The organism is Microbacterium sp. NPDC060117, from assembly GCF_042729315.1.
Lineage (GTDB): Bacteria > Actinomycetota > Actinomycetes > Actinomycetales > Microbacteriaceae > Microbacterium.
Map to the genome: position 1 here is coordinate 643,266 of NZ_JBHWXR010000004.1, position 12,408 is coordinate 655,673.

At 71.0% G+C, this 12,408-nt stretch carries 9 protein-coding genes and 2 riboswitches; of the genes, 4 read left to right on the plus strand and 5 right to left on the minus strand.

From position 1 onward, the window contains the following. Positions 1-8 precede the first annotated feature (8 nt). The 5 genes from ACFWCK_RS18655 to ACFWCK_RS18675 all read right to left on the minus strand — a co-directional run bounded on the left by ACFWCK_RS18655 (position 9) and on the right by ACFWCK_RS18675 (position 5,671). Positions 9-1,154: a cysteine desulfurase family protein gene (locus tag ACFWCK_RS18655; RefSeq protein ID WP_378807283.1), complete on the minus strand. Its 1,146-nt coding sequence runs from the start codon at positions 1,152-1,154 to the stop codon at positions 9-11. Between the two features lie 2 nt (positions 1,155-1,156). Further along, positions 1,157-2,023, minus strand: coding sequence for a carboxylating nicotinate-nucleotide diphosphorylase (nadC, locus tag ACFWCK_RS18660; RefSeq protein ID WP_233312019.1), 867 nt, complete (start codon positions 2,021-2,023; stop codon positions 1,157-1,159). Then, positions 2,023-3,576 (minus strand): L-aspartate oxidase, encoded by a 1,554-nt coding sequence (gene nadB / locus ACFWCK_RS18665; protein WP_378807284.1) that lies wholly within the window; start codon positions 3,574-3,576, stop codon positions 2,023-2,025. Before nadB ends, nadC begins: the two co-directional genes overlap by 1 nt. Then, the gene (gene nadA / locus ACFWCK_RS18670) at positions 3,576-4,886 is read right to left on the minus strand and encodes a quinolinate synthase NadA (protein WP_378807285.1); all 1,311 of its coding nucleotides are present in this window, start codon (positions 4,884-4,886) and stop codon (positions 3,576-3,578) included. Before nadA ends, nadB begins: the two co-directional genes overlap by 1 nt. Positions 4,887-5,005: 119 nt before the next feature. Then, on the minus strand, positions 5,006-5,671 hold the full coding sequence (locus ACFWCK_RS18675) for an NUDIX domain-containing protein (RefSeq protein ID WP_378807286.1): 666 nt from the start codon (positions 5,669-5,671) through the stop codon (positions 5,006-5,008). A gap of 112 nt (positions 5,672-5,783) precedes the next feature. Continuing rightward, positions 5,784-5,877, plus strand: a riboswitch (glycine riboswitch). 67 nt (positions 5,878-5,944) lie between these two features. Beyond that, positions 5,945-6,068, plus strand: a riboswitch (glycine riboswitch). Between the two features lie 51 nt (positions 6,069-6,119). Between ACFWCK_RS18675 and gcvT the strand changes: the two genes are divergently transcribed. From gcvT to ACFWCK_RS18695, 4 genes are all read left to right on the plus strand, one after another. After that, the gene (gcvT, locus tag ACFWCK_RS18680; protein WP_378807287.1) at positions 6,120-7,241 is read left to right on the plus strand and encodes a glycine cleavage system aminomethyltransferase GcvT; all 1,122 of its coding nucleotides are present in this window, start codon (positions 6,120-6,122) and stop codon (positions 7,239-7,241) included. Next, on the plus strand, positions 7,238-7,615 hold the full coding sequence (gene gcvH / locus ACFWCK_RS18685) for a glycine cleavage system protein GcvH (RefSeq protein ID WP_233312012.1): 378 nt from the start codon (positions 7,238-7,240) through the stop codon (positions 7,613-7,615). The genes gcvT and gcvH overlap by 4 nt, the downstream gene beginning before the upstream one ends. A gap of 56 nt (positions 7,616-7,671) precedes the next feature. Further along, the gene (gene gcvP, locus ACFWCK_RS18690; protein ID WP_378807398.1) at positions 7,672-10,488 is read left to right on the plus strand and encodes an aminomethyl-transferring glycine dehydrogenase; all 2,817 of its coding nucleotides are present in this window, start codon (positions 7,672-7,674) and stop codon (positions 10,486-10,488) included. Between the two features lie 196 nt (positions 10,489-10,684). Beyond that, positions 10,685-12,313, plus strand: coding sequence for an ABC transporter substrate-binding protein (locus ACFWCK_RS18695; RefSeq protein ID WP_233312009.1), 1,629 nt, complete (start codon positions 10,685-10,687; stop codon positions 12,311-12,313). Positions 12,314-12,408 lie beyond the last annotated feature (95 nt).

Genomic DNA, 12,408 nt, shown 5'->3' on the forward strand with positions numbered 1-12,408 from the left:
TCGCCAGTCTAGGAGCGCACGGCGGCCACGGCGTCGGCGACCAGTGCCGCGAGCCGTTCGGGGCCTTCGTCCGGCAACCCCGCGCGGCCGAGCGTGAAGCGCACCGCGGTCTGTGCGATCACGGGGGCGATGCCGCAGGCCAGCAGTACGTGCGAGGGCTCGTCACTGCCCGCGGCGCACGCCGAACCGCTGGACGACACCACGCCGCGCCGCTCCAGCTCGAGCAGCACCGCCTCGCCGGAGACGTCCGCGAAGGCGAAGCTCGCCGTGCCGGGCAGCCGGTGCACCGGATCCCCGGTGAGACGCGCCGACCGCAGCGCCGCGAGGACTCCGGCGATGAACCGGGCGCACTGCGCCCCGACGCGGGCGGCGGCCTCGGCGCGCTCGCCCTCGGCCCGCTCCAGCGCGGCCGCGAGTCCGACGGCGCCCGCGACGTTCTCGGTGCCGGAGCGGCGGCCGCGCTCCTGCCCGCCCCCGTGCAGGAGGGGCTCGAGCGGCACACGTCCGCGCACTGCGAGCGCGCCGATGCCCTTGGGCGCGCCGAGCTTGTGCCCGGCGAGCGCGATCGCATCCGCGCCGAGGTCCGACAGCGCCAGCCATCCCGCGGACTGCACCGCGTCCAGGTGCAGCGGGATGCCGTGGGCGGAGGCGACCGCGGCGATGCCCGCGACGTCCTGGATCGTGCCGATCTCGTTGTTCGCGTGCCCCACCGCGATCAGAGCGGTGTCATCCCGGATCGCAACGGCCACGGCTGCCGGATCCACCCGTCCGGCGTCGTCGACCGGGACCCGGGTCGACGTCACACCGTGGAACCGCTCGAGATACCCGACCGACTCCAGGATCGACTCGTGCTCGATCGGCGTCGTGACCACGTGCCGCCCGCCCCGGGCAAGCGCGGCCAGCGCGATGCCCTTGACCGCGAGGTTGTTGGCCTCGGTGCCCCCTGCGGTGAAGACGACATCGCCGGCGCGCATCCCCAGCACGCGGGCCACTCGCGCGCGGGCGTCCTCGAGCGCAGCGCTCGCCGCCTCGCCCACGGTGTGATGACTGGACGGGTTGCCGAACGTGCGGGTGAGGAACGGCGCCATCGCCTCGAGCACCTCGGGCCGGATCGGCGAGGTCGCCGCATGGTCGAGGTAGAGCGGGACGGACATGCTCAGTCGATCCGCACGTCGAGCCCGAGATCCAGCGCCCGCGCGGAGTGGGTGAGCGCGCCCACCGAGATGACGTCGACCCCGGTGCCTGCGATCGCCCGCACGGTGTCGAGGCTCACGCCGCCCGAGGCCTCCGCCGTCGCGCGTCCGCCGATCAGGGCGACGCCCGTGCGCAGGTCCTCCAGGGAGAAGTTGTCCAGCAGCACCGTGTGGGCGCCGCCGTCGAGCACCGCGGGGATCTGGTCGAGCCGATCCACCTCCACCACGACGTGCGTGGTGTGCGGCAGGGTCGCGATTGCCTCACGCAGGGCCGTCGCGACGTCGCGTCCGCCGCGGGTCAGCACGGCGAGGTGGTTGTCCTTGGCCATCACCGCGTCGGACAGCGAGAACCGGTGGTTGCGTCCGCCGCCCGCGAGGACGGCGTGCCGCTCGAAGGCGCGCAGGCCGGGCGTCGTCTTGCGGGTGTCGGCGATGCGCACCTGCTTGCCGTCGGGACCGGCGCCGTCGACGGCGCCGACGTAGGCGGCGGTGAGGGTCGCGATGCCGCTCAGTCGCTGCGCGAAGTTCAGCGCCACGCGCTCGGCCGTGAGCAGGCTGCGCGCGGAGCCGGTCACTGTCGCCAACACGTCTCCGGCCTCGAAGGCGTCGCCGTCCGCGACATGGAGGTCGACGACCGTGGCCGGATCCGTGAGGGTGAAGGCGGCGGCGAACACCTCGCCGCCGGCGAGCACTCCGGACTCGCGCGCGACGAGGTCGGCGGTCGCCGTCGCGTCGGCGGGCAGCAGGGCGGTGCTCGTGAGGTCGCCCCAGGGGGCGTCCTCTTCGAGAGCTGCTCCGACGACGCGGGTGAGGAGGGCGGGGGTGAGCATCAGACTCCGATCAGGGCGGGCGACGGTTCGAGGTGGTGGGCGCCGATCGAGACCGGGCGGGCGAGCGCGGCGGCGATCATGGCCTCCGCGACCTGGAGCAGGTTGCGATCTTCGACGGCGGTGCGGGTGAGGGCCTCCGGCGCGCTCCAGGAACGGACCGTCGTCAGCGCCTCCTCGAGGCCGTCGAGGGTGCGCAGCGGGCCCACCAGGTCCCACATGAGCTCCTGCAGGGCGGGCCGGGAGAACGGATCCGATGCCACGTCCCGATCGCGGACGTCGACCTGGCCGGCCCATCCGCGGGCGTCGGTGACGGGGCCGGACCACGGGGTGTCCAGCGCCGCCGCAGCCCGCGCGCCGAACACCGCCCCCTCGAGCAGGGAGTTCGAGGCGAGGCGATTCGCACCGTGCACGCCCGTGCGCGCGGTCTCGCCGACGGCGTAGAGGCCGGGCAGGGTGGTGCGGCCGTCGGCGTCGGTGACCACGCCGCCCATCAGATAGTGCGCGGCCGGGGTGACCGGGAGGGGTTCGCTGGTCCAGTCGAAGCCGCGCTCCCGCGTCACCCGATCGATCGTGGGGAAGCGCCGGGCGAGGCGCTCCGCGCTCCAGCCCTCTCGGTCGCAGAGCCCCGTGGCGTCGAGCCGCACGGGGCCGCCCTGTTCCTGCGCGCGGCGGACGACGGCGCGTGTCACGACGTCGCGCGGCGCGAGCTCACCGTCGGGGTGCGCGTCGAAGGCGAAGCGCCGGCCCTCGTCGTCGATGAGCGTCGCGCCTTCTCCGCGCACCGCCTCGGAGATCAGGAACGCGGGCCCGGGGGCGGCCAGGATCGTGGGGTGGAACTGCACGAACTCCAGATCCTCGACCGCGGCGCCGGCCCGCAGCGCCGCGGCGATCCCGTCGCCCGTGCAGACGGCCGGCGCGGTGGTGTGCCGGAACAGCCGCCCGGCGCCACCCGTCGCGAGGACCACGGCGTCCGCGCCGACCTCCGCGATCCGCCCCGCCGTGAGCAGTCGGGCTCCGTGCACCACCCCGTCCGAGACGACCAGATCGATCAGCATCGCATGCTCGCGCACGGCGATCCCCGCCTCCTGCACGGCGCGGACGAGGGCGGCGGAGATGGCCGCTCCCGTGGCGTCGCCGCCGGCGTGTGCGATCCGCGCGGCGGAGTGGGCCGCTTCGAGGCCGCGCAGCAGCCGCCCCTGGGGGTCCCGATCGAAGGGCACCCCGCGGGCGATCAGCTCGGCGATCCGTGCGGGCGCTTCTCCGACGAGCACGTCCACGACCGCGGGGTCCGAGAGTCCGGCCCCGGCGGTGAGCGTGTCCGCGGCGTGCGCGGCGGGGGAGTCGGCCACGCCGTCGGCGTCCGTGCCGTAGACCCCGGCGATCCCGCCCTGGGCCAGCGCGGTCGCACCGTCGCCGAGAGCGTCCTTGACCACGACCTCGACACGATGGCCGGCCTCGTGCGCGTGCAGCGCTGCGGTGAGCCCCGCGATCCCGCCGCCGATCACGAGGATGCGCAGAGCGCCGGGGGCGCGGTGCTCGCCGGGGGTGCGCATCAGGCCACCGCCACCGGAGGGCGTGCGGCCAGCATGCGCTCGAGCGCGACGCGCGCCGGGTCGGCCACGTCCGCCGGCACGGTGATGCGGTTCGGCGTGCGCCCGGCAACGAGCTCCTCGAGCACCCAGGCCAGATAGCCGGGGTGGATCCGGTACATCGTGGAACAGGGGCAGACGACCGGATCCAGGCAGAAGATCTCGTGCTGCGGATACTGCGCCGCGAGCCGGCGGACGAGATTGATCTCGGTGCCGATCGCGAAGGTGGTGGGCTCGGTCGCCGCGTCGATGGCCTTGCGGATGTAGTCGGTGGACCCGGCCTCGTCGGCGGCGTCCACGACCTCCATCGGGCACTCCGGGTGCACGATCACGCGCACGCCCGGATGCTCGGCGCGGGCCTGGTCGATCTGGGCGACGGTGAAACGACGGTGCACTGAGCAGAAGCCGTGCCAGAGGATGACGCGGGAGTCCTGCAGCTCCTCCGCGGAGGATCCGCCGAGCGGGCGGCGCGGATTCCACATCGGCATCTGCTCCAGCGGCACGCCCATCGCCTTCGCCGTGTTGCGGCCCAGGTGCTGGTCCGGGAAGAACAGCACCCGCCGCCCGCGCGCGAACGCCCACTCGAGCACGGTGCGGGCGTTCGACGAGGTGCACACGATGCCGCCGTGGCGCCCTACGAAACCCTTGATCGCCGCGGAGGAGTTCATGTAGGTGACGGGGATCACCGGCACGAGGCCGTCGGCGTCGGGCTGGTCCAGCGGGCCGAGAACATCCGCGAGCTGCTCCCAGCAGTCCTCGACCTGGTCGATGTCGGCCATGTCCGCCATCGAGCACCCGGCGGCGAGGTTCGGCAGGATCACGGCCTGGTCGGGTCCGGAGAGCAGATCGGCGGTCTCGGCCATGAAGTGCACGCCGCAGAAGACGATCGCCTCCGCGTCGGGGTGCTGCTTCGCGAAGCCCGCGAGCTGGAACGAGTCCCCGACGTGGTCGGCGTGCTGCACGACCTCCTCGCGCTGATAGAAGTGCCCGAGCACCACGACGCGCTCGCCGAGGGTCGCCTTGGCGGCTCGGATCCGCTCGTGCAGCTCGTCCTCGCCGGCTTCGCGATACGCGGCGGGCAGTTCGCCCTGTCGCGGCGCGCCGGTTGGGATCACGTCGCCCATCGACGAGCCAGGCCCGTACCCGGGGATCGTGTCGAAGTTCCACGGACCCGCAGCGAGATCGGTGGTGCAGGTCTCCTCAGTGGATGCGCCGGTCACGATCAGCCGGAGCGCGTGATCGACGGAGGGATCGAGGAGGGGGGAGGAGGACATGGCGCGCCGCCTTCTGGTCGAATCGACATTTAGTGTCACTGAGTGCACATTAAGTCGAACTGACCAGAAGTGCAAGCGGGGCGGGGGGAGTGTCGCGGGAGTCCATCGCGCGGGAGGGCTCAGCTCTCGGAGCAGTAGCGGTACAGGCGCGCGGGCCGGTGGTTCCCGGTGCGGAACGACTCGGTCGGGACCAGCTCGCCGGAGCCCTCGAGCAGGCGGCGGAAGTTCGAGGGGTCCAGGCGCCGCCCGAGCACGGTCTCGTAGACCTCGCGCAGCTCCGCGAGGGTGAACTCATCCGGCAGGAGCCCCGCCGCGATCCGGCTGTAGCCGACCTTGTTGCGCAGCCGGTCCAGTGCGTACGCGGCGATGCGGTTGTGATCGAAGGCGAGCGGGGGGATCGCGTCCACGTCCAGCCACTCGACGTTCTCCGGCGCCCCGGCCGCCGAGCGCTGGGCGTCGACGAGATCCGAGCGGAGCAGAGCCCAGTAGACCACTGAGATCGTCCGGTTCGGCGAGCGATCGACGTCGCCGAACGTGTACAGCTGCTCGAGGTAGCTCGGTGTGAGTCCGGTCGTGTCGGCCAGGGTGTGCGCCGCCGCCGCATCCAGGTCTTCGTCGACGCCCAGCCAGCCGCCCGGCAGCGCCCACAGGCCGCGGTACGGCTCCCGGGTGCGCCGGACGAGCGGCAGCATGAGCCGGTCGCCGTCGTCCGAGGCGCGCAGGGAGAAGATGACGGCCGACACGGCGACGCGGATCGCGTCGTCCTCTGTCCTCGCCTCGGTCACACCAAGAGCCTAGGGTGAGGACTCCGGTTCGAGCGACGACAGCCCGTGCCGGCCCCTGCGCCCGCGCAGACCGTGCCGCTATGCTGGGGGCATCAACTGAACACGTGGCCGCATGGTCCGCGCGGGAGAGTCCGGTGATCGCAGCCGGACACCGAAGGAGCAAGCCTCCCCGCCAATCTCTCAGGTAACCGCACCGCGCAGACCCGGCCGCTCTGAAAAGCGATTTCAAGCGAAGCGAGAAATCGGGTTGAGCGAGGACGCCGAAGGCGCCCGAGCCGAAACCCTGGTGAGAGGATCCTCGCGGATCCCCACCACTCGCGTGAGAGATCCGCCGACGGTGAAAGCCCTTGCGCACGCGCGCGGGCGAAGCTCTCAGGCTCATGACAGAGGGGGAGTTCTCGGATCCGCGCGCCGTGCGGATCCTCACCGATCCGCACGGGAGAGCTCCATGACACAATCTCCACCTTCACAGGCCCGCTACACCCCGCTCCGAGAGCGTCACGAGGCGCTCGGAGCCTCCTTCACCGACTTCGGCGGCTGGCAGATGCCGGTCCGCTACACGTCCGACCTCGCTGAGCACCACGCGGTGCGCGAGAGCGCGGGCATCTTCGACATCTCGCACATGGCGGAGTTCACGATCATCGGCACCGGTGCGGCGGCGTATCTCGACTACGCGCTCGCCGGCCGGCTCTCCGCCCTCGCTGTCGGCAAGGCGAAGTACTCGCTGCTGCTGGCCGAGGACGGCGGGATCATCGACGACGTGATCGTCTACCGACTGGGCGACGACGACTTCCTCATCATCAGCAACGCGGGCAACCGCGACGCCGTGCGCGAGGCGCTGCTGGCCCGCACCACGGGTCGCGAGGTCGTCGTGGAGGACGTCTCCGACTCCTACGCGCTCATCGCCGTGCAGGGCCCGAACGCCGAGGCGATCGTCGCCGCGGTCGACGGCATCGCGGACGTCTCGATCCCGTGGTCGGAGCAGAAGTACTACGCCTGGGCCTCCGCCACCTACAACGGCAAGCCGCTGCTGCTGGCGCGCACCGGCTACACCGGCGAGGACGGCTTCGAACTGCTCGTCGCCGCCGAGGACGCCGCCGTGCTGTGGGACGCCGCGCTCGCCGCGGGCGCCGACCACGGCCTCGTCCCCGCCGGTCTCGCCGCGCGCGACACGCTGCGCCTCGAGGCGGGCATGCCGCTGTACGGCCACGAGCTCAACCGCGAGACCAAGCCCGCGCAGTCGGGCCTGGGCCGCGTGGTCGTCGAGGACAAGGACGACTTCGTCGGCAAGGGCGAGGTCACGCCGGCCGAGGGCGCACGCGTGCTGATCGGCCTCGCCGCCGAGGGCCGCCGGGCCGGCCGTGCCGAGTACGCGGTGGTGACGGAGAACGGCGCGGTGATCGGCGAGATCACCAGCGGCGCGCTGAGCCCCACACTCGGCCACCCGATCGCCATGGCCTTCGTCGATCCCGCCGTCGCCGACGGCTCCGTCCCCCTGTTCCTCGACGTCCGCGGGACGAAGATCCCCGCGACCGTCACCGCCCTGCCTTTCTACCGGAGGAAGAAATGACCGATCTCAACACCCTGAGCTACAGCGAAGAGCACGAGTGGGTCGCCGTCGACGGCGATTCCGCGACCATCGGCATCACGGACTTCGCCGCGGACGCCCTCGGTGACATCGTCTTCGTCGAGCTGCCCGCCGTCGGCACCTCCTTCAGCCGCGGCGACGTCTTCGGCGAGGCCGAGTCGACCAAGTCGGTCTCCGAGCTGTACGCGCCGGTCGACGGCACCGTCGTCGAGATCAACGACGCCGTGATCGACGACCCGTCGCTGGTCAACTCCGCACCGTTCGACGGTGGCTGGCTGATCAAGGTCTCCATCGCCGCGGGCGCCGTCGACGGTCTCCTCGACCGCGACGCCTACGTCGCTCACACGGAGGGCTGAGAGTGACCGCGTTCCTCGACCGCCATATCGGCACCACCGCCGACGCCCAGCGGGCGATGCTCGACGCGATCGGCATCTCCTACGGCGCCGACGAGCGCCCCGTCGATGCGCTCATGCGCGAGGCCGTCCCGGCCTCGATCCGCTCGGCCGCCGACCGCGTCAGCGTGCTGCCGGCCGCGGCGAGCGAGGCGGAAGCCCTCGCCGAGCTGCGCGCGTTCGCGAATCGCAACGCCGTGAACCGCCCCATGATCGGTCTGGGCTACTACGGCACCCTCACGCCCAGCGTGATCCAGCGCAACGTCCTGGAGAACCCGTCCTGGTACACGGCGTACACGCCCTATCAGCCGGAGATCTCGCAGGGTCGCCTGGAGGCGCTGATCAACTTCCAGACCATGGTCTCCGACCTCACGGGTCTCGACACGGCGAACGCGTCGATGCTCGACGAGTCCTCCGCGGTCGCCGAGGGCATGCTGCTCGCGCGGCGCGGATCCAAGTCCCCGTCGTCCGTGTTCGTGGTCGACGCCGACGCTCTGCCGCAGACCAAGGCGCTGCTGGCCACGCGTGCGGCGGCGCTCGGGATCGAGCTCGTCGAGCGCGACCTCGGCGGCGGGGAGACCCTGCCCGAGGAGCTGTTCGGGGTGTTCGTGCAGTATCCGGGCGCCTCGGGGCGGATCTGGGATCCGTCCGCGGTGATCGATGCGGCGCACCTCGCCGGCGGCCTCGCCGTCGTCGGGGCCGACCTGCTCGCGCTCACCCTGATCGCCTCGCCGGGCTCGCTCGGCGCGGACGTCGCCGTGGGCACCACGCAGCGCTTCGGCGTGCCGATGGGCTTCGGCGGCCCGCACGCCGGCTACATGGCCGTGCGGTCCGGCCTGGAGCGCCAGCTCCCGGGGCGCCTGGTCGGCGTCTCTCAGGACGCGGACGGCCACCCGGCCTACCGCCTGGCGCTGCAGACCCGCGAGCAGCACATCCGCCGCGAGAAGGCCACCTCGAACATCTGCACCGCCCAGGTGCTGCTGGCCGTCATGGCCGCGATGTACGCGGTGTACCACGGTCCGGAGGGACTGAAGGAGATCGCCTCCGGCGTCGCCTCCAAGGCCCGCTTCCTCGCCACGCAGCTGGAGAAGGCCGGCGCCGAGATCGTGCATGCCGACTACTTCGACACGATCACGGTGAGGGTTCCCGGAAGGGCCGAGGCGATCGTCTCTGCCGCCCACGACGCGGGGATCCTGCTGAACCCCGTCGACGCGGACACGGTGAGCATCGCCACCGACGAGACCACGACCTACGAGGACATCCTCGCCGTGGCCACGGTCTTCGGTGCGGGAGAGGGCTCGTTCGCCTACATCCCCGTCACCAGCGTGCCGGCGGCCCTGGCCCGCCAGGACGAGTACCTCACGCACCCAGTGTTCCACGCGCACCGATCCGAGACCGCCATGATGCGGTATCTGAAGAGCCTCGCCGACCGCGACTACGCGCTCGACCGGGGCATGATCCCGCTCGGATCCTGCACGATGAAGCTCAACGCGGCGACCGAGATGGCGGCCATCACGTGGCCCGAGTTCGCGCAGCTGCACCCGTTCGCCCCCGAGGCGGATGTGCAGGGCTCGCTCGAGCTCATCGACCAGCTCGAGGCATGGCTCGCGGACGTCACCGGTTACGACGCGGTGTCCCTGCAGCCGAACGCCGGCTCCCAGGGCGAGCTCGCGGGCCTGCTCGCGATCCGCGGCTACCACCTCGCCAACGGCGACGACCACCGCACCGTGTGCCTGATCCCGTCCTCCGCGCACGGCACCAACGCTGCGTCCGCGGTGCTCGCAGGCATGAAGGTGGTCGTCGTCGCGACCGATGAGCTGGGCAACGTGGACCTCGACGACCTGCGCGCGAAGATCGCACAGCACGCCGACGAGATCGCGGCGCTCATGATCACCTACCCGTCCACGCACGGCGTGTACGAGCATGACGTGCTCGACATCACGGCTGCGGTGCACGCGGCCGGCGGTCAGGTCTACATCGACGGCGCGAACCTCAACGCGCTGCTCGGCTACTCCCGGTTCGGCGACCTGGGCGGCGACGTCTCGCACCTCAACCTGCACAAGACGTTCGCGATCCCGCACGGCGGCGGCGGCCCCGGCGTGGGCCCCGTGGCGGCGAAGGCGCACCTCGCGCCGTACCTGCCCGGTCACCCGCAGGCGCAGCGTGCCGAGCACGCGGGCGGCTACGTGTTCGAGGGCGGCCCGGTCTCCGCGGCGCCCTACGGATCCGCCGGCGTGCTGCCGATCTCGTGGGCGTACGTGCGGATGATGGGCGCCGACGGCCTGCGCGACGCGACCGCGGCCGCCGTGCTCGCGGCGAACTACGTCGCCGCGCGCCTGGCCGATCACTACCCGGTGCTGTACTCGGGCGAACAGGGCCGGGTGGCGCACGAGTGCATCCTCGACCTGCGTCCGCTCAAGGAGGCGACCGGGATCACGGTCGACGACGTGGCCAAGCGCCTCATCGACTACGGCTTCCACGCCCCGACCATGTCGTTCCCCGTCGCGGGCACGCTCATGGTGGAGCCGACGGAGTCGGAGGATCTCGGCGAGCTCGAGCGCTTCGTGGAGGCGATGATCCAGATCAAGGCGGAGGCCGACGAGGTCGCCGCAGGCGTCTGGCCGCGAGACGACAACCCGCTCGTGCACGCGCCGCACACGGCGGCGGCCCTGCTGATGGGGGAGTGGGATCACGCCTACACCCGTGAGCAGGCCGCGTACCCGACGCACGCGCTCATCGCGGGCAAGTACTGGCCGCCCGTGCGCCGCATCGACAACGCCTACGGAGACCGCAACTTGGTGTGCGCCTGCCCGCCGGTGGAGGCGTTCGCGCTGTAGGGATCCGCGCGATCCGAAGAACGACGAGGCGTCCTGGGAACCGCTCCCAGGACGCCTCGTCGTTCAGGTCACCAGTAAGTAACGGTTAACGGTACGCATTCGTGCGATCGGCGGACGGGCGGTTAGGCTCAGGTATCCCTGAGCGCTCGACGACGAGTGCGCAGATTGCTGTCAACTGTCCACAGGAGGACACAACGTGAAGCGCAACAAGATCGCCCTCGCGGGCATCGGACTGCTTGCGGTGGGCGCACTCGCCCTCGCCGGCTGCTCCAGCAACAGCGGCAGTGGCAACGCCACCGCCTCGGCCGGCGGTGACTCGAAGGCCGTCATCCGGGCCCTCGGCAGTGAGCCCGAGAACCCGCTGATCCCGACGAACACCAACGAGGTGGGCGGCGGCAAGATCCTCGACTCCCTGTTCGCGGGCCTCGCGTACTACGACGCCAAGGGCAAGCTCGTCAACGACATGGCCGAGTCGATCAAGGTCGACGACGACTCCGACCTGACGATCAAGGTGAAGCAGGGCAACACCTTCTCCAACGGCGAGAAGGTCACGGCCGACAGCTTCATCAACGCCTGGCAGTACGGTGCCAAGTTCTCGAACAAGCAGCTGAACAGCTCCTGGTTCTCCGACATCGAGGGCTTCAGCGCCGACGCCGACGCCGACCTGACCGGCCTGAAGAAGGTCGACGACTACACGTTCACCGTGAAGCTGTCCAACCCGGTGGCCGCGGACTGGTCGCAGCGCCTCGGCTACTCGGCCTACTACCCGCTGCCCGCCGCGTCCCTCAAGGACATGGCCACGGCCGGCGAGAACCCGATCGGCAACGGCCCGTACAAGCTGGCCAAGGACGGCGCCTGGCAGCACAATGTCGAGATCGACCTCGTCAAGAGCGACTCCTACAAGGGTGGCCGTCAGGCGAAGAACGGCGGCGTGACGTTCGTCTTCGAGGCGACCCCCGACGCGGCGTACGCCGACCTGCTCAGCAACAAGATCGACGTGATCGACCAGATCCCGTCCTCCGCTCAGCAGACGTTCGAGTCCGACCTCGGTGACCGTGCGGTCAACCAGCCGGCTGCGATCTTCCAGTCGTTCACGATCCCGGGCAACGCCGAGCACTTCACCGGCGACGAGGGTGCGCTGCGCAAGCAGGCCATCTCGATGGCCATCGACCGCGCCGCGATCACCAAGACGATCTTCAACAACACCCGCACCCCGGCCAGCGACTTCACCTCGCCGGTCATCGCGGGCTGGTCCGACTCCATCAAGGGTGCGGACGTGCTGAAGTTCGACGCGAAGAAGGCGAAGGAGCTGTGGGCCGAGGCCGACAAGATCTCGCCGTGGAGCGGCACCTTCCAGATCGCGTACAACTCCGACGGTGGTCACCAGGCCTGGGTCGACGCCGTGTCGAACCAGCTGAAGAACAACCTCGGCATCGACGCCTCCGGCAACCCGTACGTCGACTTCGCCTCGCTCCGCAAGGACGTGAACGCGCGCACCATCAAGACCGCGTTCCGCACCGGCTGGCAGGCCGACTACCCGGCGCAGTACAACTTCCTGCAGCCGATCTACGGCACCAAGGCCTCGTCGAACGACAGCGACTACTCGAACCCCGACTTCGACAAGCTGATCGCCAAGGGCGCCTCGGCCACCGACCAGGCCGCGGCCACGAAGGACTACGCGCAGGCTCAGGAGATCCTCTTCAAGGACCTGCCCGCCGTCCCGCTGTGGTACTCGAACGTCAACGGCGGCTTCGCCAAGGGCGTGAACAACGTCCAGTTCGGGTGGAACTCGGTTCCGCTGTACTACGAGATCACCAAGGGCTGACCGGCCCGAGGGATCACACCCGCGAGGCGGTGACGATCACGTCACCGCCTCGCGCGCTGTCAACTCAGCGCAAATCAAAAGTGTCGTGCACGTCG